This window comes from Candidatus Binataceae bacterium, assembly GCA_035308025.1.
Classification (GTDB): Bacteria; Desulfobacterota; Binatia; order Binatales; family Binataceae; genus JAJPHI01.
The window spans coordinates 67,214-87,988 of record DATGHL010000031.1; the positions used below are offsets into that span (position 1 = coordinate 67,214).

Annotated in this window: 27 protein-coding genes; 12 read left to right on the forward strand and 15 right to left on the reverse strand. The window is 62.3% G+C overall.

Annotated elements, in window-relative coordinates; genetic code table 11:
- Positions 1–21: 21 nt before the first annotated feature.
- Genes VKS22_10200 through VKS22_10215 form a run of 4 tightly spaced genes read right to left on the reverse strand, consistent with a single transcriptional unit; the run spans position 22 to position 2,875 of the window.
- Positions 22–837 (reverse strand): enoyl-CoA hydratase-related protein, encoded by an 816-nt coding sequence (locus VKS22_10200; GenBank protein ID HLW70982.1) that lies wholly within the window; start codon positions 835–837, stop codon positions 22–24.
- A 39-nt stretch (positions 838–876) separates the two neighbouring features.
- Positions 877–1,641: a glucose 1-dehydrogenase gene (locus VKS22_10205; protein HLW70983.1), complete on the reverse strand. Its 765-nt coding sequence runs from the start codon at positions 1,639–1,641 to the stop codon at positions 877–879.
- A gap of 45 nt (positions 1,642–1,686) precedes the next feature.
- A complete protein-coding gene (locus tag VKS22_10210; GenBank protein ID HLW70984.1) occupies positions 1,687–2,475 on the reverse strand; it encodes an aldolase/citrate lyase family protein in 789 nt (262 codons plus the stop codon).
- 4 nt (positions 2,476–2,479) lie between these two features.
- On the reverse strand, positions 2,480–2,875 hold the full coding sequence (locus VKS22_10215; protein ID HLW70985.1) for a nuclear transport factor 2 family protein: 396 nt from the start codon (positions 2,873–2,875) through the stop codon (positions 2,480–2,482).
- Between the two features lie 331 nt (positions 2,876–3,206).
- Here VKS22_10215 and VKS22_10220 point away from each other — a divergent pair, with 331 nt between their 5' ends.
- The 9 genes from VKS22_10220 to VKS22_10260 all read left to right on the forward strand — a co-directional run bounded on the left by VKS22_10220 (position 3,207) and on the right by VKS22_10260 (position 9,241).
- A complete protein-coding gene (locus VKS22_10220; protein ID HLW70986.1) occupies positions 3,207–3,425 on the forward strand; it encodes a helix-turn-helix domain-containing protein in 219 nt (72 codons plus the stop codon).
- A gap of 133 nt (positions 3,426–3,558) precedes the next feature.
- Positions 3,559–4,374 carry an alpha/beta fold hydrolase gene (locus VKS22_10225; protein HLW70987.1) on the forward strand — a complete coding sequence of 272 codons (816 nt, stop codon included), beginning with the start codon at positions 3,559–3,561 and terminating at the stop codon, positions 4,372–4,374.
- 10 nt (positions 4,375–4,384) lie between these two features.
- Positions 4,385–5,542, forward strand: a complete 1,158-nt coding sequence (locus VKS22_10230; protein HLW70988.1) for an acetyl-CoA acetyltransferase — start codon at positions 4,385–4,387, stop codon at positions 5,540–5,542.
- Between the two features lie 29 nt (positions 5,543–5,571).
- Positions 5,572–6,009, forward strand: a complete 438-nt coding sequence (locus tag VKS22_10235) for a Zn-ribbon domain-containing OB-fold protein (GenBank protein HLW70989.1) — start codon at positions 5,572–5,574, stop codon at positions 6,007–6,009.
- Between the two features lie 42 nt (positions 6,010–6,051).
- Positions 6,052–6,330 (forward strand): hypothetical protein, encoded by a 279-nt coding sequence (locus VKS22_10240; GenBank protein HLW70990.1) that lies wholly within the window; start codon positions 6,052–6,054, stop codon positions 6,328–6,330.
- Positions 6,331–6,480: 150 nt separating this feature from the next.
- A complete protein-coding gene (locus tag VKS22_10245) occupies positions 6,481–7,227 on the forward strand; it encodes a PHP-associated domain-containing protein (GenBank protein ID HLW70991.1) in 747 nt (248 codons plus the stop codon).
- Complete coding sequence (locus VKS22_10250) at positions 7,227–7,673, forward strand: MaoC family dehydratase N-terminal domain-containing protein (protein HLW70992.1); 447 nt, start codon at positions 7,227–7,229, stop codon at positions 7,671–7,673. Before VKS22_10245 ends, VKS22_10250 begins: the two co-directional genes overlap by 1 nt.
- A gap of 5 nt (positions 7,674–7,678) precedes the next feature.
- Positions 7,679–8,098 carry a MaoC/PaaZ C-terminal domain-containing protein gene (locus VKS22_10255; protein ID HLW70993.1) on the forward strand — a complete coding sequence of 140 codons (420 nt, stop codon included), beginning with the start codon at positions 7,679–7,681 and terminating at the stop codon, positions 8,096–8,098.
- A 108-nt stretch (positions 8,099–8,206) separates the two neighbouring features.
- Positions 8,207–9,241: a toll/interleukin-1 receptor domain-containing protein gene (locus VKS22_10260; protein HLW70994.1), complete on the forward strand. Its 1,035-nt coding sequence runs from the start codon at positions 8,207–8,209 to the stop codon at positions 9,239–9,241.
- Positions 9,242–9,608: 367 nt separating this feature from the next.
- Here VKS22_10260 and VKS22_10265 read toward each other — a convergent pair whose 3' ends face one another.
- From VKS22_10265 to VKS22_10295, 7 genes are all read right to left on the reverse strand, one after another.
- Entirely contained in the window at positions 9,609–11,315 is a 1,707-nt protein-coding gene (locus VKS22_10265; protein HLW70995.1) for an amidohydrolase family protein, read from the reverse strand.
- A gap of 132 nt (positions 11,316–11,447) precedes the next feature.
- Positions 11,448–12,020 (reverse strand): manganese efflux pump, encoded by a 573-nt coding sequence (locus tag VKS22_10270; GenBank protein HLW70996.1) that lies wholly within the window; start codon positions 12,018–12,020, stop codon positions 11,448–11,450.
- 27 nt (positions 12,021–12,047) lie between these two features.
- A complete protein-coding gene (locus tag VKS22_10275) occupies positions 12,048–12,770 on the reverse strand; it encodes a (Fe-S)-binding protein (GenBank protein HLW70997.1) in 723 nt (240 codons plus the stop codon).
- 20 nt (positions 12,771–12,790) lie between these two features.
- The gene (locus VKS22_10280; protein HLW70998.1) at positions 12,791–13,483 is read right to left on the reverse strand and encodes a lactate utilization protein; all 693 of its coding nucleotides are present in this window, start codon (positions 13,481–13,483) and stop codon (positions 12,791–12,793) included.
- Positions 13,484–13,501: 18 nt separating this feature from the next.
- Positions 13,502–14,965: a LutB/LldF family L-lactate oxidation iron-sulfur protein gene (locus tag VKS22_10285; GenBank protein HLW70999.1), complete on the reverse strand. Its 1,464-nt coding sequence runs from the start codon at positions 14,963–14,965 to the stop codon at positions 13,502–13,504.
- Between the two features lie 99 nt (positions 14,966–15,064).
- Complete coding sequence (locus VKS22_10290) at positions 15,065–15,490, reverse strand: type II toxin-antitoxin system VapC family toxin (protein HLW71000.1); 426 nt, start codon at positions 15,488–15,490, stop codon at positions 15,065–15,067.
- Entirely contained in the window at positions 15,487–15,732 is a 246-nt protein-coding gene (locus tag VKS22_10295; protein HLW71001.1) for a hypothetical protein, read from the reverse strand. The genes VKS22_10290 and VKS22_10295 overlap by 4 nt, the downstream gene beginning before the upstream one ends.
- Before the next feature lie 174 nt (positions 15,733–15,906).
- Here VKS22_10295 and VKS22_10300 point away from each other — a divergent pair, with 174 nt between their 5' ends.
- On the forward strand, positions 15,907–16,116 hold the full coding sequence (locus VKS22_10300; protein HLW71002.1) for a hypothetical protein: 210 nt from the start codon (positions 15,907–15,909) through the stop codon (positions 16,114–16,116).
- Between the two features lie 8 nt (positions 16,117–16,124).
- Here VKS22_10300 and VKS22_10305 read toward each other — a convergent pair whose 3' ends face one another.
- From VKS22_10305 to VKS22_10320, 4 genes are all read right to left on the reverse strand, one after another.
- Positions 16,125–16,949, reverse strand: coding sequence for a tetratricopeptide repeat protein (locus tag VKS22_10305; GenBank protein HLW71003.1), 825 nt, complete (start codon positions 16,947–16,949; stop codon positions 16,125–16,127).
- 70 nt (positions 16,950–17,019) lie between these two features.
- Positions 17,020–18,141: a tRNA epoxyqueuosine(34) reductase QueG gene (gene queG, locus VKS22_10310; protein HLW71004.1), complete on the reverse strand. Its 1,122-nt coding sequence runs from the start codon at positions 18,139–18,141 to the stop codon at positions 17,020–17,022.
- Positions 18,142–18,190: 49 nt separating this feature from the next.
- Positions 18,191–18,466, reverse strand: coding sequence for a hypothetical protein (locus VKS22_10315; GenBank protein HLW71005.1), 276 nt, complete (start codon positions 18,464–18,466; stop codon positions 18,191–18,193).
- A 68-nt stretch (positions 18,467–18,534) separates the two neighbouring features.
- On the reverse strand, positions 18,535–18,813 hold the full coding sequence (locus VKS22_10320) for an RNA-binding protein (protein ID HLW71006.1): 279 nt from the start codon (positions 18,811–18,813) through the stop codon (positions 18,535–18,537).
- Between the two features lie 313 nt (positions 18,814–19,126).
- Between VKS22_10320 and VKS22_10325 the strand changes: the two genes are divergently transcribed.
- Together VKS22_10325 and VKS22_10330 are read left to right on the forward strand one after the other, a co-directional pair.
- Positions 19,127–19,465, forward strand: coding sequence for an RNA-binding protein (locus tag VKS22_10325; GenBank protein ID HLW71007.1), 339 nt, complete (start codon positions 19,127–19,129; stop codon positions 19,463–19,465).
- Between the two features lie 430 nt (positions 19,466–19,895).
- Positions 19,896–20,654 carry a choice-of-anchor tandem repeat GloVer-containing protein gene (locus VKS22_10330; protein HLW71008.1) on the forward strand — a complete coding sequence of 253 codons (759 nt, stop codon included), beginning with the start codon at positions 19,896–19,898 and terminating at the stop codon, positions 20,652–20,654.
- Positions 20,655–20,775 lie beyond the last annotated feature (121 nt).

Consider the following 20,775-nt stretch of genomic DNA (forward strand, 5'->3'; position numbering starts at 1 on the left):
ATGCCGAGTCGTCGTGATGTCTTAGTCGCGTTTTTGTGACTTTCTTAGCGCCTGCTCGACACCGGGCATCCGCTTGGGGCCGCGACCCTCACCCTTGTCCCAACTCGCGTATTCCTGCACGCGGGTGAGAAAATGATGGGAGTGCGCGTTGCGCACCGCGGTATGGAAGCCCATCTCGTCCTGCGCGTTATTGATCGCGAACTTGAGCATCCGCAGCGTGAAGGCGTCGGTCTCCGCGATCCGCGCGGCAAGCGCCAACGTCTCTTTCTCGAGCTCGGCGCGCGGCGCTACGAGGTTGACCAATCCGGTTCTGAGCCCCTCCTGCGCGTCGATGAAGCGGCTCTGAAAGAGTATCTCTTTGGCCTTGCGCACGCCGACATCCCAGGGCGCGGTGAAGTACTGCGTAATCGAGGGCAGGAACATCGCGTCGTCCGCCGCGACGATCAAATCCATCGCCGAGGCGAACATGTAGCCGCCAAAGATGCAGAAGCCCTGGACTTGCGCGATCGTCGGCTTCGGCAGATTGCGCCAGCGGAGCGTGTTGTCGAGGAAGATCTCCCACGACCGGATATGCCGATTCGCCAGCCCTTTCGTATTGAAGTAGCTATTCGGATTCTCCCGCTCATCCGGGGTGCCGAGGTCGTGGCCGGCGGAAAAATGCTCCCCGGCGCCGGCGAGGATTACTACTTTGACTTCGGCGTCGAACGCGGCTTCTTCAAAAGCGTGATCGAGCTCCTTGAGCAGCACCGTCGACTGTGCATTGCGATAGCGCGGCCGATTGAGCGTGATCCGCCCGATGCGCTCGACCTTTTCATAGAGCAATTGAGTATATGGCATCGTAGTCAATCCCAATGTGCAAGCAGGGGCACCGATTAACTATTGCGCGAAAAAGCCGCCGTCCACCGGCATCGGCAGGCCCGTGACGAACGACGCGTGATCCGAGCAGAGCCACGCGACCGCCTCGCCGATCTCCTCGGGCTCGCCCAGTCGCCGCAGCGGTTCGGCGCGGGCAAAGCCGGCCTCGCCCCTCTTGGTGAGCTGCGCCAGCCGTCCGAGCATCGGCGTGCGGATGGGCCCCGGACATACCGCGTTGACCCGGATGTTGTGTTTGCCGTATTCGAGTGCGGCGGCGCGCGCGAGGCCGGCGACGCCGTGCTTCGAGGCGACATAGGCCGGACCACCGACCGAGCCGACGATGCCAGCCACTGACGACGTATTGACGATCGCGCCGCCGCCGCCCTGCTTGAGCATCTGGGCAATCTCCGCCTTCATGCAGAGCCAAACGCCGGTCAGGTTAATCGCGATGACACGATGCCAGTTTTCCTCGCTGCACTTGTGCGTCAGCGCGGCTTCACCTTCGATTCCCGCGTTGTTGAAGGCGCAGTCGAGCCGCCCATAGGTCTCGACCGCCTTGCCGACCAGTCCTTCGACGTCGCTCCACTTCGCGACGTCAGCCGTGAGACCAAGCGCGTCTCCAGCCGACTGCTTGATTGTCGCGACGGTCTCCTGCACCGCGTCGGCGACGATGTCGGCCAGCACCAAGCGGGCGCCCTCCCGCGCAAAGATTTTCGCTGTCGCGCGGCCGATTCCCGACCCAGCGCCCGTGATCAATGCAACTTTCCCATCCAGAATTCCTGCCATCTTGATTTCTCCAGTTAGCGAATAGGTGCTGTGTGAACGTGCTGCTCAGGCCGATCGTGCTTTGCGGTAGGGCGCGAGCGCTTGGGCCGCGCGTTCCGCCTCGCGCCGGATCAGCAGCAGATCGGTGCCGTACAGCAGGAATTGCGCGCCGGTGTCCACCACGGCTTTGACATTCTCCGGGTGATTGATCGCGCCTGCGATTGCGATCCCGCGCGCTTTGCAGAGTGCATTCACGCGCGCCGTGGCTGCACGCACCTCCGGATGGCCGAACTCGCCAGGCACGCCGAAACTCTGCGCCAGGTCCTGATGTCCTACCAATACGAGATCGATCCCCGGGATGAGTATCTCCTCGGCGTTCGTGACCGCCTCGCGCGTCTCGATCAAAACCGCGAGCAGAGTATTGGCGTTCGCATGCGTGATCGCCGCCCGCGGCTCGACGCTCTCGTATTCGACCCCGGCGTTATTCAGAATAGCCATCCCGCGCCGCCCCTCGGGATAGTATTTCGCATACTCGATGAAGCGCCGGGCTTCCTCGCCGCTGCGCAGATGCGGCGCGATCAGGCTTTGGCAGCCTGAGTCCAGCAGGCGGGTTACGTACTGGTACTGCAAATCAGGAATGCGTACGACCGGAGTGATCGCGGCCGCGTGTGCATGCGCAACCATCTCAGTCACGGTCTCGAGATTGTAGGCCGAATGCTCCATGCAGATGAAAACGAAATCCATCCCGGCCTGCGCCAATGTATGGAGGACACCGCGCGCGCGTGTCTCCCACATGATGGTCCCGAGCGCGATGCCGCCGGCCTTGAGCGTTGCCCGCAGTTTATTTACGCGCATCGCTTTACTTCCAGAGTTGCGAGATCAACTCGGTGTCCAGATAGGCGGTGCCCTCGCGCACTTTGCCGCCCTCGAAGCGCATCACCCAACAATAGGTCTGATGGTAAATCGTGCCGTTCTTGCCAGTGGCGCGTCCTTCCCATTGCAGCGCGACTTTGTCGCCCTCCGCGATGATATCGCGGACCGTCGGTTGGATCGCGCCGCTCAGCTTTTCGCCGAGCGGATGGACGGCGCCCTCCTGGAAAGCGCGCTTGCTCGTATAAGTTCGCGAGACTGGCGTGCTGCCAATCACCGTCCAGTGCACATCGTCGGCGAGCAGGGCGAAGAAACCGCCGCCATCACCGCGACTCCATTTCGCGAAAGCGTCCTGAACCATAGCTTTGTTTTCGACTGCGCCCATAATGCTTCTCCCGGTTTTCGCGATGCATAGCACATCGCGATCGGCACCGCCATGCGAGACCGAACGCATGGCCTGTCACGGGAAGGTGGGGGCGAGACCCGGCAACGCAGGTTTGTAGCTAATTCAAGATAACTAAAGTTGTTAAAAGATAAATTCCCATCCGTTGTAGACTGTAGCTTTTCGGCAATGAGGAAAGGTTTTTGCAGGAATTACGTTGCGAAAGACACTTTGACCGCAGTTTCGCTCGCTCTCGCGCTCGTCAGAGTATAAGGTCGGTAGGCGAGTAAAAACCGAAATCTCACATGGTGCAGACGTTGGGGGGGCGACTGCGATGGCTGCGTCGGACGAAATCTTCACGATAAAGGAACTCTCGGAACACCTGCGCGTTCATCCCACGACGATTTATCGTCTATTGCGGCAAGGGCGTCTGCCCGGCTTTCGCGTCGGCAGTAACTGGCGCTTCAACCGCACTGCGATCGAGCAGTGGGAAATGGCGCAAGTCTCCGGCGGGGCGCCCATCGCCACGCGTGGTCGGCGCAAAGGCGCATGACGCGAAGTCGCAAGCGCTCGTCAGCCGGCTGCGGTGACCGCCGGCTGAACTATCGCGACGGTCGCGTGGCGTTGACAAGCCGCAACCAAACCTAATAGCTAACCGGCAGCGAGATTTTCCGTAGGACTGGCCGATGCCGACCAAATACGTAGACGTTCGTGGCTTCGCAACCTATTACTACTACGTCGGTAAGACGACGCTGCCCGACGTCATTCCTGACTTCTCGCGCGGCCGCGCGCTGATCCTGATTCATGCGGCCGGGTCGAACGCGCATGCGTGGCATCGGCAGTACGATCATCTGGGTGCGGCGCACAGCCCGATCGCGCCGGACCTGCCCGGGCACGGGCGCAGCGCCGGGGTCGAAGGTCTGGGCACCATTGGGGACTACGCGGATTTCGTCGTCGCATTCCTCGACGCGCTCAAGCTCGCGACGGCGGTGATCGTCGGCCGCTCGATGGGCGGTGCGGTCGCGATGGATCTCGCGGCGCGCTATCCGTCGCGGGTGCAGGGGCTGGTTCTGATGGCGACCGCGGCGAAATTTTCCCTCCCCGACGAACTCCGTGAGACCTGGCGCGCGGTCACAATGGGGCGGATGGGGCAGCCGTTCGAGAATGGCGGCTACGCGCCCAAGACGATCGCCGAGCATCCGGAGGTCATCCGCGAGGGCTGGGGCGAGCAGATTCGCACCGATCCGCGAGTGCGCTGGGGCGATATTGTGGCGGCTTCGCAGGTCGATCTGCGCGCGGCGCTCGAGCGCATCGCGGCGCCCACGCTGATCCTCGCCGGCCGCGACGACGCGACGACGCCCCCTGCCGACGCGGAATTTCTCCAACAGCACATCAAGGGCGCGCGCCTTGAAGTAATTGCCGACGCGGCCCACAACCTGACGACCGAGCAACCCGCCGCCGTCAACGCGGCGCTGGAAAAGTTCTTGTCCGCACTAAGCTAGAGGAAGTGGCATGAGTCTGAGTCGCAAGACCGCCGTCGCGGGCGTTTACGAACATCCCAGTCGTTTCGCTCCCGACAAAAGCATGTACCAGATCATGGCGGAGAGTATCCGCGGCGCGCTCGACGACTGCGGGCTGACGATCAAGGACGTCGACGGGCTTTTCTCGGCCGGCATCGGCATGAGTGTGATGGGCATTGTCGGGCTTTGCGATTACCTCAATCTGACGCCGAATTATATGGACGGCACCAACATGGGCGGGTCGTCGTTCGTCGCCCATACCGCTCATGCGGCGGCCGCGATCCACGCCGGGCTGTGCGACGTCGCCGTCATTGTCTATGGCTCGACTGCGGCGTCGTCGCGCTTCGCCGTGGGCACCGGCGGCGGGGCTGGCGGCGATCCCTGTCATCAGTTCGAGTCGCCCTACGGGCCGACGACGGTCGGCGCCTATGCGATGATCGCGCAGCGCCATATGCACGATTATGGCACGACGCCTGAGCAGCTTGCCGAAATCGCCGTCACGATGCGTCATCATGCGTCGCTGAATCCGGCCGCCAAATATCGTGATCCGATCACGGTCGCCGATGTCCTGGCCTCGCGCGTCATCTCGTCGCCCCTGCATCTGCTCGATTGTTGCATGATCAGCGACGGCGGCGGGGCGCTGGTCGTGACCTCGGCCGCGCGCGCGCGGGACCTCAAGAAAAAGCCTGCCTATATTCTCGGCACAGGCGAGACCGCGCGTCACGCGGCGCGTGGCCAGCGCGACTTTCTGGAAATCGCCGCGAATCAATCCGGCCGCCTCGCTTTCGAGCGCGCCGGGATTTCGCAAGCCGATATCGACATGGCGATGATCTACGACTCGTTCACGATCACGGTGCTCGCGACGCTCGAAAATCTGGGCTTCTGCAAGCGCGGCGAGGGCGGCGCTTTCGTGAGCGGCGGACGCCTGCGCTACGACGGCGCATTGCCGATCAACACTGATGGTGGCGGGCTTTCGTCGAACCATCCGGGGATGCGCGGCATCTTCCTTGTCATCGAGGCGGTCAAGCAGTTGCGCGGCGAGTGCGGCCCGCGCCAGGTTAAGGATTGCGCACTCGCCTTATGCCATGGGACCGGCGGCGAACTCGGAACGCGTCACTCCGGCGCGACCCTGATTCTCAGCAATCAGTGAAAGCATCATCGAAGGATTGAGCAAGGCGGATGGCCGACGAAAAAGAGAAAAAGCGTTACGCGAAACCGCTTCCGCATATCGACGAAGAGATGCGGCCGTGGTGGGAAGCCGCCCAGCGTCACGAGTTGTATATCCAGAAGTGCCGCGATTGCGGCGACCTGCGTTTTCATCCGCGCGCCCTCTGCACGGGCTGTTTGTCTTCGCGGGTCGAGTGGCTCAAATGCGGCGGACGTGGCAAAATCTATACCTTCACCGTTACCAACCAGAACGCGAGTTCCGGTTTTCGCGACGCGTTGCCCTATGTGCTGGCCTGGGTTGAACTCGACGAAGGGGTCAAGCTGCTGACTAATATCGTTCAGTGTCCGCCAGCCCAGGTCAAAATCGATATGCCCGTCGAAGCGGTCTTCGAGGACGTCACGCCCGAGGTCACGCTCGTCAAGTTTCGCCCGGTGAATGTCCCGGGGTAGGAGGAGGTCGTCGGCGCTCCCGCGAGCGCGAAAACGCAAACGATGAGAATACAGCACATCGCGCTGGCATTTGCGGCTTGGTATTTGATCGTGCCGCCCTTGGCAGGTACCCAGGGCATCAACACAGATGCGCCGCAGAGCGATTGGTCAAGAGCGGAAGCTTTCCGCACTTGGGGTGATTGCGATAGGGTCCGGCAAGAGCGGATTGATTCCGCCACCCATACGGGCGACGACCAGGCAATACTTTTTGCGGAAAGCTCCAAGTGCGACAATCCGACTCCTGAACCATCAACGCCGCAGTCACAGGCCACCGGCCGCTGAGTTACGGAATACAGCAAGGGAACCTCGCCAACGCTGTCGGTTCGCAGCGAATCAGGCTACAATAAGGGTGCCCGTCGAGGCTGCGCGGAGAGCATCAGCGCCTGCTGACGCTCTCGAAATTGCGCCCGGCGAGGCAGGAAGAAACCTCAATTGAGCACTGTTCTCGATCTCCATAGTCATAGCGAAGCCTCTGAAGACAGTCGCGCGCCGCTCGAAGCCTATCTCAACTGGCTCAAGCTGCGCCGCGCCGAACGCCCGGTTGACGGCATCGTCCTGACCGAGCATCGCCAGTTCGACAAAACCGCGGATTATCGCGCGCTCGAAGACAAATTCGGCGTGATGGTGCTCAAGGCCTCGGAGGTTGAAACCGAGTACGGCCACGTGCTGGTCTTCGGCGTCACCGACGAGATGACCCGGCGCTTTGATTTCGCCGACGTCCGCTTGCCGGCACAGGTGTTGATCGACGAGGTCGCGCGGATGGGTGGTGTCGCCGTGCCGTGTCACCCCGGGCGTCCCAACGTCGGGCTTTGTGAGCATTACACGAAGCGGCCGCCGCTCGAAAATGTAGTCGCCGTCGAGGTTCTCAACGGCGGTTCGCGCAAGGGCGAAGATGAACGCAGCGAGGCCCTGGTGCGGCAATATGGCTATCGTGCGATCGGCGGCTCGGATAGCCATCTGGTGAGCCTCATCGGACTCTGCGCGACGCGCTTCGCCGCCGACGTGCGCTCGATCACAGACCTGGTCCGCGAACTGCGCACTGGCGCCTACGAGCCGGTCGATTTCCGCCCGCGCCGCAAACCCGTCCCGCACGCGGTACCGGTCGCGACGCCGGCCGCCCCAGCGACGCCGGCTGGAACCACCAAACCGGCGCCAGCCGGAAGCGCTGAGGTTAAGTGATGGCAGTCGAGTACGATCCCGCGCTGATCGGGCGGGTGTTCGAAACCACCGACCCGCAGCCCGTCGACGCCGCCACGGTGCGCGCCTTCACCGCGGCGATCGGCGATCAGAATCCGCTGTACAACGATGAAGTGGCTGCGAAGAACGGCCCCTACGGTGGGCTGACGGCGCCGCCCGCCTTCGCGGTGAGTTTCCGCAACGGCCGCCATTTCTTCGAGCACGTCCCGCGCTTCGGACGCCAGGGCTTCGACGCCGGCAAGGATGTCGAATTCGTCGCGCCGATTCGCCCCGGCGACGCCATCACGCTGAGCTCGCACGTCAAAGAAATTTACGAAAAAACCGGACGGAGCGGCTCGATGGTCTTCGTCGTCATCCGTTCGACCCTCACCAACCAACGCAACGAAGTGGTCGCCCATATCGATCATCGCTTCATGAACCGGCCCTGATTATCATGCCTCAAATGCTTTACACGGATGTCGTTATCGGCAGTGAACTCGGCCCCTCCGAGATGCATCTCAGCAAGGACCAGGTGCGCGCCTACGCCCGCGCGATGGGCATGTGGGTGCCGCGCTTCACCGACGACGAAGCCGCGCGCAAAGAGGGGCTACCCGGGATGATCACGCCCGGCAACATGAGCCTCGCCATCCTGAGCAAGCTGGTCACCGACTGGATCGACGCGGGCGACGCCAAGATGATTCGTCTCGGCACGACCTATCGCCAGCCCGTGATTCCCGACCACACCATCTCGCTGCATGGCTTCGTCACGCACAAGAACGACGCCGACCGCACCGTCGAGATTGACGTCTGGCTCGAGAACGAAGAGGCCGAGCGTCTGGTCATCGGCACCGCCACCGTCCAATTCCCGTCGTAGAGTCTCGTGAATCGTGCGCGCCACTAGCGGAGCGCTCCGCGCCACGGTGGCTTTCCGAAATTGGTGCGGCGGCCTTCGGCGATTCGACCGCTTCGCCTCTCAGCCGAAGTGTCAATTGCGCGGTCCTTAGCGGAAGGGCAGGATCGGCAGATCTTCGACGAGCAAGCAATGCAGATCGCCCGAAAACGACTAGCTGCGGAGTCGTCTAAGCGCCACCATTTCTTCCGGGCCGAACTGCAATGCGTCCAGTCGGGGCTCATCCAAGTGGTTGCAGACATATGCGCGAAAGAGATCGAAGACGCGACTGACCGACTTTGGGAAATTGTCCGCGACCTATTGCGGGAAGTCCAGGACTTATCTTCACCCGAAGCGTTCAGGATCCTCAGTGGTCAAATTGATGAGCTTTGGGTTCACTGCTCATACGTTCCGCAGAGTCAGTTTGAAGCGATTTGCCAGCGCGACGGCGTCAGTTCGTCGGTGAAAAACGCGACCCATTTTTACGATCGAAGTGTCGGCGCGCACATGCGACTCCAGTCCCAAGTCGAGGAATTCTGCCGCTCGGCGAGCATCCGCAAACCGACCGATACTGTTCCAAGTAATCACGGCCGCAGTACTAAAGTGTTTCTGAGCCATGCCGCGTCCGACGAACACATGGCATTGCTATTGAAATCGGAGATCGAGCGGCGCGTACCGGGTGTCAAAGTATTCTGTTCAAGTGATCCTGCGGACTTGGCTCCGGGCACCAAATGGTCCCCCGAGATTCAGCAAGCCCTGCAGCACTCGGCTCTCCTCATTTTTGTTGCGTCAGATCGTGGCCTCGCGAGGCCGTGGGTTTGGTTTGAGTGCGGAACATTTTGGTTTACCAAAAAGAGCATAATGCCGCTTTGCCTTGGTGGAGTTCGGAAGAATACCCTCCGCCGACCTCTATCGGAGTTGCAGGCTGTCAATGGCGACGAAGCCAGCGACTTGAAGATGGCTTTTGATGTGGTTGCCTCGATCACGAATTCGATCGTTTCTGACAGCTCTAATCTAGACAGGCTTTCCGAAAAGCTGAAGGAGCTAGATCACGATGCCGCACCGTCGTTCGAGCGAGGCGTCCGGCTGGCTCGGGGTCGAGTGGAAAGAGAGATTTCTCGCGTATGACGGTCCATACGAAAGCTTACAAGAGGTCAGCGACCGCAATTTCGGAAACTTCAATGCAGGAAGCTCTTCACGCAGCGGGTTACAATGTAGCTCTCTACGATAAGAACAACTTCGCAGCAATGACCGATGCCAACCATTTCGTTCAGCTAACCGATAGAAAATCATGGAGATGCCGGATTGTGAGAGGCGCGATGTACCTCGTCGCAACGCCTAGCTAACGGTCCCGCCTTGTCAGCTCGCGATTTCATAAGCGATACTCCCGATCCCCAACTCCAGCCGAAGGATACCGCGCAAGCTGCTCCGCAGAAAGAAGGGCGCGAGCTGGGAGGCTCGCGCCCTCTTAGATCGGAGAAAACGCCTCGAGCCCCTATGCGCTATGAGCGAGTGGGCCGCGTAGCAGTTTGCCGGGTAACGCGCCCGTGTGCTCGTTGTTGCGCAGGAGAACTTGGCCGTTCACCACCGTGGCCATGACGCCCTCGGCCTTCTGCTTGAGACGGCGAGCACCCGCCGGCAGATCGTACGTGAGCTCCGGCAGCATCGGCGTGACGCGCTCGGGATCGAAGACCACGACATCCGCGTTGTAGCCTTCGCGCAAGAGGCCGCGGCCGCCCAGTCCCCAATGATAGGCCGGGACGAAGCTCAACATGCGGACCGCCTGCTCGAGCGTCAGGGCCTGCTTCTCGCGCACCCAGTGGCTCAACACGTGGGTCTGCAGCGACGAATCCATGATCTGTGAAACGTGCGCACCCGAGTCGGAGAAGGTCACTACCGAGCGCGGATGACGCATCATCTCGAGCACATGATCCTGATTCTCGTTGATCAGGGTCTGCAGAAAGAACTGCTTGAGGTGCTTGTCGAGCGCGAGATCGATCAGCACGTCCACCGGATCCTTGCCCGAGGTTTCCGCGATTTCCGCGATCGAGCGATAGGGCGGAGTGGCGCGGTCGAGCGGGAAGAGCCACTTGTAATTGGCGTTGCGCGCTTCCGGGCCGACCGGACGGCCTTCGATCCGTTCGTGGCTGGCAGCCACCAGCTTGGCCCGCGTCGCTGGATCGCGCAGCGCGGCTTCCTGCTCGGCGAGCGGCCGCTTGCGCAACTCGCGCCACAACGGCAGCTTGTCAAACGGCATCGTGGTCTCAAACGAGAGCAGGACGTTGAGCGAGCGGCTATGCACCTGGATGAACATCCGGCCGCCTTCTGCGGCGGTCTCGTCGGCGAGGCGGAAATAGTTGCGCCAGTAATCGGGTGCGCGCCGCGTGCTGAACATGCCGAACGTGACGGGAACCCCGGTATCGACGGCGAGTGACTTGAGCCGCACCAGGTAGTCGTCGAGACGATCGCCCTCGACGCCCGTATCCTCACCGGCGATCTCGAAAATGCCGGCGTTGAGTTCGCCCATCACGCCGACCAGCTCGCGGACCTCGCTCCAGTTGGCGATCCGGCTCGCGACCGGATGGCCGTCGGGGGTCTGATGGTTGCGCGTGCGCGAGGTCGTAAAGCCGACGGCGCCGGCGGTGATCGCACGGCGCATCTCCGTCTTCATCAAGGCCAGGTCTTCCGGTGTCGCTTCCTCTTCGAAAGCCCGCTCGCCCATCACATAAGTCCGCAGCGCCGAGTGGCCCATGTAAGCGGCGTAGTTGATGCCCTTGGGCAGCCTGTCAACGGCGTCAAGATATTCGGCAAAGGTGGTCCACGACCACTTGATGCCCGCCTGCATCGCCTCGGGCGAGATGTCCTCGGCGCGCTCGAGATTGCGCATCACGAGCAGCTTGTCTTTTTCACCGCAGGGGGCGAGCGAGAAGCCGCAGTTGCCCATCACGACCGAGGTGATGCCGTGGAAGCAGGAGCTGGTGCCGATCGGATCCCAGAAGACCTGGGCGTCCATATGGGTGTGCGCGTCGATAAAGCCGGGCGCGACGATCTGGCCGTCGGCGTCGATCACCTCGTGCGCCTGATCGCGAATCCGGCCGATCGCGGCGATCTTCCCGCCCGTCACTCCCACGTCGGCGCGGAAGCGCGGCAGTCCGGAGCCATCGATCACGGTGCCATTGCGAATAATCAGATCATATTGCATCGGGGATTCTCCCTTGGTTGTCGGCCGTGAGGAGGCGCCGCGCGAAGTAGCCCGGTCCGGCACCCATCCACTGGCCGCGATTGTGGGTGTCTATCCATATCTTTTAGTCCGCTAGCCCGACAATCACAACCGCTAACCCGTAGCGCGTTCGACGACGAAAAAAATTGCGAGGAGTATCAGGATCGCGCCGGCGAGCCCTTCCGCCCCATGCTCGTAGCGCTCGCCGAGGCGCGCGCCGAATGCCAGGCCTATCAGGGTGAAAACGGTGGTGGTGATCGAGACGGTTATCATGAGCGGAAAAATTGAAATTCCCGCAGCGGGAAGCGCAATACCCACGGCCAGCGAATCCAGACTGATCGATAGCGCGATCATCAGAAGGCCGCCCCCGGAAGTTGCGTCGAAAGCTGCCTCGCTTGACGCGCGCAGCGCATTTCGCAGCATCAGGAGGCCGACAACTGCGAGGAGGGCAAAGCCGGTGTAGGCGGCGATCGCGCCGAGCCATTGTCCCGCCTGGGCGCCGATCTCGTAGCCGATCAGCTGCATCGCGATTTCGGCGCCGGCAAAAGCCAGGCCCATCCTTACGCCCGCGCGCAGACCTGGCCGCGTCACGCCGACGCCGACGGCGACCGCGAGCACATCGAGGCCGACGGCGAGCGCGACCACGAAAACCTTGCCGAGGGCAATCAGGTTATCGTGGATTTCCAAGCGGCCTTTTTTAGCAGCCGGACTTGTTCAGCGCGAGGCAAGGACTTCGGCGAGATGGCGGACCTGGATCGCGATCCCGCGCCGATGCATCGCGCCGCCAAGCTGCATCAGGCACCCGCAGTCGTTGGCGACGACGGTGTCCGCGCCGCTTTCCTGGAGGCGGACGATCTTGTCTTCGGCCATCGCGGTCGAAATCTCCGGAAATTTGACTGCGAACATCCCGCCGAAGCCGCAGCACTCTTCGGGATTGCGGAACTCTACCAGCTTCAGCCCGGCGACGTTGCCCAGCAGCCGCCGCGGCTCGTCGCCGACGTGCAGCTCGCGCATCAGATGGCACGACGGATGATAAGCGACCGTGTGCTCGAAGCGCGCGCTCACGTACTTGACCTTGAGCACGTTGACCAGGAACTGCGACAACTCAAAAATCCACGGGCGGATCGCCGCAGCCTGCTGGCGCAAGGCCGGCTCGTCATCGAGCAGATCGGCATAGAAGATTTTGAGCATGCTCGCGCAGGAACCCGAGGGCACGACGATCGGCACGCCGGGCGCGCAGTGTTTGAGGAAGCGGCGCGCGAGTTCCAGGGCGTCGTCGCGCATCCCCTCGTTGAAAGGCGCCTGACCGCAGCACAAGACGCGGCGCAGGGGGCGGACCTTGAGCTTCTGCTGCTCCAGCACCTTTACGCAGGCCTCGACGGCGTTGGGAAAAAACTGCTCGGCAAGGCAGGTGGCGAAGAACTGTACTTCGGTCATGTCGTCCGGCGCCCGGCCATTCAGGCGATCACCGCGGCGAAGAGCTGTTTGGGGCCGTGGACGCCGATCACGATCATCTTCTCGATATCGGCGGTGCGGCTCGGTCCGGTGATTAGCGCGACACGATGGGTCGCGAAATTTTTCGGCCCGACCGCGGCGACGACTTCGGCGAGGTTCGGCCGAACGCGATCGGCGGCGACGAAGATGAAATTGATCGGCGGCAGAATCGTCAGCGAGCTTGGCCGCTCCGGCGTTGCGATGACACAGAAGGTTCCGGTCGCCGCGATCGCATAGTCAGCCTCGACGATACCGAGATCGCATCCGGCGATACGCTCGCGCAGCGCGGCGCGGTCGCCGTCCGTCACCCGGTGCGTACGGATTAGCTCGATCCCCTTGCGCGCCAGCGGCTTCACCAGCATCTCGACGTCGCACGCGACGCCCCCACCGAGCGCCGCACTGCGAATTTTTTCACTTTTTTCAGCGGCCGCAAGTTCCAGCAGTCGATCACGCGCGGCGGCGAGTGAGATCAAGCCAAAGAAGCGTCCGCCGACGAGTTCGACTTCGCGACCGAATTGCGCAGCAAGTTCGGCGCGGCGGGCAGCCGCTGAGAGGGGCCGCGCGGCTTCGCCTGCGACGTCGTGGACCGGCGCCGGCCCGCGCTTGCGCTCCAGCGCGCCGCGCACGTCGGCGATGATTTTGTGAAAGGCACTCACCACATCAGCGTGGCAATCCTACCTTCTGGAACGCGGCGCGCGAAAGTCGCGCGCGCGCGTCCAATGGCGGAACGCGCCGGGCATCCGCCGCAGATAACCGTCGTGGCTGAAGGGGCGCGCGGCTATAGCAGCAAGCCGGGTCAAGAGGCGCATCTGCCACGGATGGCGTGCGAGGCGCGCGAAGCGATGGACTGCGCGGCGGGTTCCCCGTACAGAGCGGGGAAACTTGACCAGCGGCGCGTCGTCGCCACGTCCCACGATTGCGGTGCGCACGTCGCCGATTCCTTTGCTCGCTGCGGCGCGCGGCACGCCTCCGCTAGCTTTCCAGCGCAGATGCAGCAGGATGCGCGGGATATCGATCTTCACCGGACAGATGTCGCGGCAGGCGCCGCACAGGGTCGAGGCGAAAGGCAGATGCGCCGCGGCGGAGCCGAACAGGTTCGGACTCACGATCGACCCGATCGGGCCCGAATAGGGCACGCCGTAAGCGTGGCCGCCGATCCGTCGATAAACCGGGCAGACATTGAGACAAGCGCCGCAACGCAGACAGTAAAGCGCTTCGCGCAGGACGGGATCGGCGAGCATCCGCGTGCGCCCGTTATCCAGCATCACGACGTGAACCTCGCGCGGTCCGTCGAGCTCGCCGTCGCCGCGCGGTCCATTGATGAAATTGGTATAGCAGGTAAGCTTCTGGCCGGTCGCGGTGCGTGCAAGGATCTCGAGGAAGTGGCTCAAATCCTCGAGTTTCGGAATGACCTTTTCGAGACCCATCACGGCGACGAGCGTATCGGGCAGAGTGCTGGAGAAACGGCCGTTACCTTCATTCTCGACCAGCACCAGAGTGCCGGTTTCCGCGATCGCGAAATTGACGCCGGTGACGCCCATCTCGGCGCTGAGAAAGATCGAGCGCAGCCGTTCGCGCGCCGCCGCCGTCAGCTTTTCGGGCTCCGGCGTGTAAGGAATTCCGAGCTTCTCGGCGAACAGCCGGCCGATGTCCTCGCGCGCGAGATGGATCGCCGGCGTGATGATATGCGACGGAGCTTCGTTACGGAGCTGGACGATATACTCGCCGAGGTCGGTCTCGACCGGCTCGATCCCGGCTGCGGCGAGCGCGGGGTTGAGCGCGATCTCCTCGGTGGTCATCGACTTGCCCTTGACCACGCGTTTGGCGCCGGCGCGCTGGGCCACCCCGACGATATAGTCGCGAGCTTCCGCAGCGTCGGCGGCGACGAAGACCTTGCAACCGTTGGCTTCGAGACGATCTTTCAGCTCGACCAGCAACTCGTCGAGACGGCCGATCGCGTCTTCTTTAATTCGGCGTGCGGTCTCGCGTTCCTGCTCGAAGGACGGAAATTCCGCGCGCTGTTCTGCGACATGCTGGAGATGGCGTCCGGTGGCGTTCTCGAGCTTACGGCGCAATTCGACGTCGGCCACGGCGGCGCGGCTGGCGGCAAAGAAATCGTGCGATGAGGTCTCGGGCATTTGAATCTCCGGCGTGTCACGCTACGGAGCATCATATTGAGTTGAGGGCGCGCATAGAACGCGCGCCGAAGCGCACGATTCGCGTAAATTTTAAGGCGATTATCCCGATTCCGCCCACGGACTGATAACACCAATTCCGCAATCGGAGAAGTCCGCGAGGTTCCGCGTTGCGACAGTTGCCCGACACGAGCGCGCGATAGCGGCGATCGCTGCATCGAACTCGTTAATGGGACGGCCCAGCCCGCGCCGATGCGCCGCAATCCCGGCGAAGGCTCTCGCCGCCGCTCCATCAAAGGGTAGAATCCGCTCGGCGAAATCTTCATCGAATATCGCCGTCACTGCCCGTTCCAAGCGGACCCGGCGATGGCTCGCCGGTAACAGGGCCAGACCGTAAAAAATCTCGGCTTTGCAGAGGGTCGTAGTAAAGAGATCGGTCGAAGGTTGGGCCCGCATCCAACGACTTACCGAAGCCGCCGGGCTGGGACGCAAAGTCTCCGAAAGTACATTCGTGTCGAGTATGATCATTCTTCGAAGGGCGGCGGTTCACGCATGGGGCCGCGCTCGGGAATCTGCAATTCCACCCCTCCCGTGGGCGAAATTCGCCGGCGGATGGCTTCAAACAGATCCGCCGAGCTGGGTTTGGCCGCCAGCGTAGTGCGCAGGATGTGACGCACCTCCTCCTCCATCGATCGTCCGTGCCGGGCGGCGCGCAGGCGGAGCTTACTCTTTACGCTGTCTTCCAGATTGCGAATGGTGATACTGGACATCGGGCTGTTCGCTCCGCAATCATTGATATCAAAGCAATCATTGATTGACAATCACCAGGGCGGGCCGGCAATGCCGCCAGCCTAAAGCAATCCTGGAAGCGAAAGCGGCATGAAGCCGCGCGGCTCAGTGATCTGAGAGCGCGCCCGTCTCGGGCATCGCGAGGGTAGATCGCGATGAAGGGACCGACGCCGGTTTGGACGTCGGCCATGAAGAAATTGAACCAGTCGAGGCCGTGCAGGCTGCGCGCCGACGGCTGCGGCGAGTCTTTCGCGATCGCCGCCGCTGACGAAAGATCGGAGCGATTCATGGTGAAACGAGCGCGCACATTGCGGCCGGGCTATGCGCCCGTGGCGCAGCAATCAGGAACGCCGAACGACTGCTAGTTCAGGCCCTAGTTCATGCGGGAGACCTGGCGCATCAGGCGCACGATCGCTTCGCGCGCGGCCTCGGCACCCGGATGCTCGGGGGCCTGAGCGAGAAAGCCGCGGAAATCGGCGAGTGCCGGGCCAAAGCATTCGAGCCGCTCGTAGAGCGCGCCACGCTCGAGGACTTCCTCGGCCGCGCGCGGGTCGAGCATCAGGATGCGATCGAGCACGCTCAACGAGCGCGTCCAGTCCGACGCGCTGGCGTAGATATTCTTGAGATTACGCAACATCCGCGTGAGGACTTCACGCGCGCCGACCGCCTTGAGCATCGCGGGATTCACCTCGACCGGCTGGCCATAGATTTGCGTGAGGCGCGCGCGGATCTCTTCGAGATCGAGGATGGCGCCGCCGTTGAAGGGATCGATAATCAACTCGCCGCGATCGTCGACAGCCTTGACCAGGAAGTGCGCCGGAAACGAGACGCCGAAGAGGTTCAGGCCGAGGCGGCGGCCGACCTCGATGTAGACCACGGCGAGCGTTATCGGGATGCCGAGGCGGCGTTCGAGGACGTCGTTGAGAAAGGAGTTGCGCGGATCGGCGAAGGCCTCGCGGTTGCCGTCGAAGCCTTTGCGCGTGAAGAGAAACTCGGAGAGCGCCTGGATTTTCGCGATCGTGTTGGGGCCGGCGCGGACCAGCGGCTCGGCCTCGCGGGCCAACTCGGCAAAGCGTTCGAGGTAATTCTCGATATCGAGGGCCGGGTACTCTTCCTTGGCGATCAGCAAGGCGCCGCGCGCCAGGGGAATCGGCTCGCGGGCCGCCAGTTTCGAGAATTCGTCGCGCGCTTCGCTCATCTTAATGCCGTGCCGTCGTGAATCTATTCGTCGTGATTTATTCAAGAATTATTAGATTACGCGGAGCCGCTCAAGGCAAAACCTCGGCGAGCGCTTGCATGATCGCGAGCTGCACCGCAGGACTCTGCTCGCGCACCCGCGCGCGATCGAGTTCGCGGCGCGCGGCGCGATCACTAAATTGGCCCAGCGCCCAGGCGGCATGTTCGCGGACGAGCACCTCGGGCTCATTGCCGAGACTGCGGCCGAGGATCGGGATCGCGGCGGGATTGCCGCTATTGCCGAGCGCGATCGCGGCGTTGCGCAGCAGACCGCGACGTTTGGCGCGCCGAAGTGCGCTGCGGCCGTAGCGTCGGCGAAAGCCCTCGTCGTCGAGCGCCATCAGCTCGCCTAACCCGGGCATCAGCGCGTCGCTGACCACGGCGGCCTTGGCGGCGTCGCCATTCCACGGACAGACCGCCTGACAGATGTCGCAGCCGAAGATCCAGTTGCCGAGCTTGGGCCGTAATTCGACGGGAATCGGCCCGCGATGCTCGATCGTCAGGTAGGAGATGCACAGCCGCGGTTCAAGGAGATAGCCGTCGGCGAGGGCGGCGGTCGGACAAAAATCGAGACATTGGCGACACGTTCCGCAATGGTCGCGATAGGGTTCGCCCGCCGATTCGAATTCGAGATCGGTGAAGATCTCGGCAATAAAGAAGTAGGAACCGACGTAGCGATTGATGAGATTGGTGTTGCGCCCGAACCATCCGAGGCGCGCTGCGGCCGCCCATTCGCGCTCGAAGACCGGGCCGGTATCGACGTAAACCCGCGCGACGGCTTCGGGACGGAGGGCGCGCATCTGTTCGACGACCATGCGCGCGCGTTCGATTACGACATCGTGATAATCCTCGCCGAGCGCGTAGGCGGCGATACGTCCGCGCAACTCCGCGCGCCAGTCGCAAGAGGGCGGGGCCGGCGCCGCGTAAGGAAAGGCGAGACTGATGACGGAGCGCAGCCGCGGATCGAGGCGGCGCGGATCAAAGCGCCGTTCCGGCTCGCGCGCCAGCCACGCCATCTCGGCCGGGCGGCCTTCGTCAATCCAGGTGCGGAAAAAGCCCTCGCGATGATCGAGCCGACGGAGCGGCGCGAAGCCAGCGAGCACGAAGCCGGCCGCATTCGCGGCTGCGGTAATCTCGCGCTCGAGCGCCTTCATCGTCTAGATGCGCCTTACAGGCGCCGGCGATGCGGTTTGCCGCCGCGGTTTACTGCTTCGAGAGTCGCTTGCGATCGTCGTCGTCAGCGGCGCCATAAAGGCGCGGGCATTTCTCCGCCAGCCAGCGCTTGCTGACCGCGTCTTCGAGCGCGCGGCCGTCGCCGTCGACCGCCCAGGTGCCGACATGGAGAATCGTGAAATTACAGAAGCGGCGGCCGCAAAAGCGGCACGCAAATGCGAGCCTGGACCCGCGTGCGGCGGACCAGTCGAGCATCTTCACCTTGAAGTCATGCGTATCCCAAGGCTTTCGTTCCAGTCCCTGCATCGTCGATCGTCCTCCCCAATTTCTCCAACCAAGTCCCCAACGACTCCAAACAGGCTCGATCCGTCGGATTAACGCGCGGCCCCGCTGTTTCGTGCGCGGCCATTTTTCTGGGAGGGATCGGGCTCGAGCGTGATCCGTTGTCCCTTGAGCTCCGAATTGCTCAGCAGACTAAAAGCGACGGCGACGTCGGCGAGCTCGGCCATCTCGACAAAGCCGAAGCCGCGACAGCGTCCCGAAGTTTTATCGCTGATCGCGAGCGCGCCGACCACTTCGCCCGCGCGCGAGAAATGCGATACCAGATCGTTGCTGGTAACCGAACTGGCAAGGTTGCCGACATAGATTTTCACATTTTACCAACTTTCATTTGTTTCAGACCGACTTTGATACCTCGTGCCGGCGGGCATCTTGCACGAGAGCATCTAAAGGCGAGGTGCTTCCAGCTTATGCCCGCGGGTTGGCAAAAGATATGGGCCCGCCAGAATCTGCGATGCCGCGTGCGCCATCGCGTACTCCGGCGCCTGCGGCATTTCCCGCTATCATCGGCGATCAAAAACAGTTATGGTTGTCCCGTAACGCTTGGTTCGTTCCCTTCACCCAGCCCGGGAATAGGCCCGGGTTCTCTGTTCGGAGCTCCCCAGCCTAACTTTCGGAGGGCAAGGAATGCCCAGCAAATTATATGTAGGCAATCTGGCCTACGCAGTTACTAACAGCGACCTGGAAGAGCTATTCTCACAAGTCGGCCAGGTCCAAAGCGCCGCCGTGATCACGGACAAATACTCAGGCCAATCGAAGGGTTTCGGCTTTGTCGAGATGGCGACCTCGGAGGAGGCGAGTAAGGCGATTCAGCAGTTCAACGATACCGAGCTCAAGGGCAGAAATATCAAGGTGAACGAGGCCAAGCCGCGTGAGTCGAGCTTTGGCGGAGGGGGTGGCGGCGGGGGCCGCGGACGCAGTGGCGGCGGAGGTGGTGGTGGCGGCGGGGGCCGCGACCGCTGGTAATGCGCTAGCGGAGCGCGGGCTGCCGCGCGAAACGAGCAGGCGAGTCTGCGAGCTGCGCAAGATTTTAGCTAGGGATCGATATGAAAACGGCGGGCCACGGCCCGCCGTTTTCTTTTCTGCTAATAAATTTATTCGTTCCATCGATGCTGCTTGCTGCGAGCCGCCCTTAGGTGTAACCAGTCATCTGTTGAGTGACGTTCACAGATTATCGTGTTAGGGGGCTTCTCAGGGGAATCGTTAGGATACCAGGGACATGGATCCGTGCTGTCGGCACTTCGACGCGAGGGTGTCCGCGCGCGACTATCGGCGCGATGCTCGCGCTGAGTGTCGCGATGCTCGTCTGCCCGCCCGCAGCCTCGCCGCTAGTGAGTCTGTACTGTACTCGTTCCAAGGCGGCAAGGACGGGAGCTTTCCCGGCGGAAACATCGTCATGAACGAGAGCGGTGTGCTTTACGGCGCGACTGCACAAGGCGGTGGTACAGGCTGTGTGAGCCGGTTCACCACCGGCTCCGGTTGTGGCACGGTGTTTTCACTGACGCCACCGGCGATGTCAGGCGGCGTTTGGAATGAAACCGTCATCCATGCCTTTCCCTTTTCCCATGGCGGGGATGGTCCTCAAGGTGTCGTGTTCGGCCCAAACGGCAGTTTACTTGGTACGACCTCCGGCGGCACTTTGGAACAGATGGGGCAGGGCACGATTTTCAAACTCACGCCGCCGTCAACTTCCGGCGGGATCTGGAACTCGTCCGTCCAGCATTCCTTTCCTTCTTTCGCCGGCGATGGAACGTTTCCTGAAGCCGGCCCGCTAGCCTCCAAAAGCGGGTTTTACGGCACTACCAAGCGCGGAGGCGCTTATGGTGCGGGCACGGTGTTTCAGCTAGCGCCGCCGAGTACTCTGGGCGGGACATGGATCGAAAGCGTCCTGTATTCCTTTACGGACGGCAGCGACGGCGGATTTCCATTGAGCGGTCTTATCGCAGGTAACGACGGCACGATCTACGGCACGGCCATTGACGGAGGGCAAGTTCTCGCCGGCCAAGAGACTTGTGGCACGGCTTTCGCCCTAACGCCGCCGACAGTCGTAGGCGGGATCTGGATCGAGACCACCATATTTGCTTTTAATTTTACCGATGGCTGCTCTCCAACCAGCCCCTTGGTGTTAGTTCGTCATGGGCTGCGCCCACCCTGATGGATGAAACCTGCTAAGGAAGGGACACCGCGCTGTCGGCACCGAGGTCGTTTTTTTCCTGGTGCTCGCAGCCCGAGTGTTAGTTTGACCTGAGGCCCTGCGAGCACTCTGGATTGTCGCC

Coding starts and splice junctions, on each gene's coding strand:
- VKS22_10200 (HLW70982.1), bottom strand. CDS start 837: ATGCCATATACTCAATTGCTCTATGAAAAGGTCGAGCGCATCGGGCGG.
- VKS22_10205 (HLW70983.1), bottom strand. CDS start 1,641: ATGGCAGGAATTCTGGATGGGAAAGTTGCATTGATCACGGGCGCTGGG.
- VKS22_10210 (HLW70984.1), bottom strand. CDS start 2,475: ATGCGCGTAAATAAACTGCGGGCAACGCTCAAGGCCGGCGGCATCGCG.
- VKS22_10215 (HLW70985.1), bottom strand. CDS start 2,875: ATGGGCGCAGTCGAAAACAAAGCTATGGTTCAGGACGCTTTCGCGAAA.
- VKS22_10220 (HLW70986.1), top strand. CDS start 3,207: ATGGCTGCGTCGGACGAAATCTTCACGATAAAGGAACTCTCGGAACAC.
- VKS22_10225 (HLW70987.1), top strand. CDS start 3,559: ATGCCGACCAAATACGTAGACGTTCGTGGCTTCGCAACCTATTACTAC.
- VKS22_10230 (HLW70988.1), top strand. CDS start 4,385: ATGAGTCTGAGTCGCAAGACCGCCGTCGCGGGCGTTTACGAACATCCC.
- VKS22_10235 (HLW70989.1), top strand. CDS start 5,572: ATGGCCGACGAAAAAGAGAAAAAGCGTTACGCGAAACCGCTTCCGCAT.
- VKS22_10240 (HLW70990.1), top strand. CDS start 6,052: ATGAGAATACAGCACATCGCGCTGGCATTTGCGGCTTGGTATTTGATC.
- VKS22_10250 (HLW70992.1), top strand. CDS start 7,227: ATGGCAGTCGAGTACGATCCCGCGCTGATCGGGCGGGTGTTCGAAACC.
- VKS22_10255 (HLW70993.1), top strand. CDS start 7,679: ATGCCTCAAATGCTTTACACGGATGTCGTTATCGGCAGTGAACTCGGC.
- VKS22_10265 (HLW70995.1), bottom strand. CDS start 11,315: ATGCAATATGATCTGATTATTCGCAATGGCACCGTGATCGATGGCTCC.
- VKS22_10275 (HLW70997.1), bottom strand. CDS start 12,770: ATGACCGAAGTACAGTTCTTCGCCACCTGCCTTGCCGAGCAGTTTTTT.
- VKS22_10285 (HLW70999.1), bottom strand. CDS start 14,965: ATGCCCGAGACCTCATCGCACGATTTCTTTGCCGCCAGCCGCGCCGCC.
- VKS22_10290 (HLW71000.1), bottom strand. CDS start 15,490: ATGATCATACTCGACACGAATGTACTTTCGGAGACTTTGCGTCCCAGC.
- VKS22_10295 (HLW71001.1), bottom strand. CDS start 15,732: ATGTCCAGTATCACCATTCGCAATCTGGAAGACAGCGTAAAGAGTAAG.
- VKS22_10300 (HLW71002.1), top strand. CDS start 15,907: ATGAAGGGACCGACGCCGGTTTGGACGTCGGCCATGAAGAAATTGAAC.
- VKS22_10305 (HLW71003.1), bottom strand. CDS start 16,949: ATGAGCGAAGCGCGCGACGAATTCTCGAAACTGGCGGCCCGCGAGCCG.
- queG (HLW71004.1), bottom strand. CDS start 18,141: ATGAAGGCGCTCGAGCGCGAGATTACCGCAGCCGCGAATGCGGCCGGC.
- VKS22_10315 (HLW71005.1), bottom strand. CDS start 18,466: ATGCAGGGACTGGAACGAAAGCCTTGGGATACGCATGACTTCAAGGTG.
- VKS22_10325 (HLW71007.1), top strand. CDS start 19,127: ATGCCCAGCAAATTATATGTAGGCAATCTGGCCTACGCAGTTACTAAC.
- VKS22_10330 (HLW71008.1), top strand. CDS start 19,896: ATGAACGAGAGCGGTGTGCTTTACGGCGCGACTGCACAAGGCGGTGGT.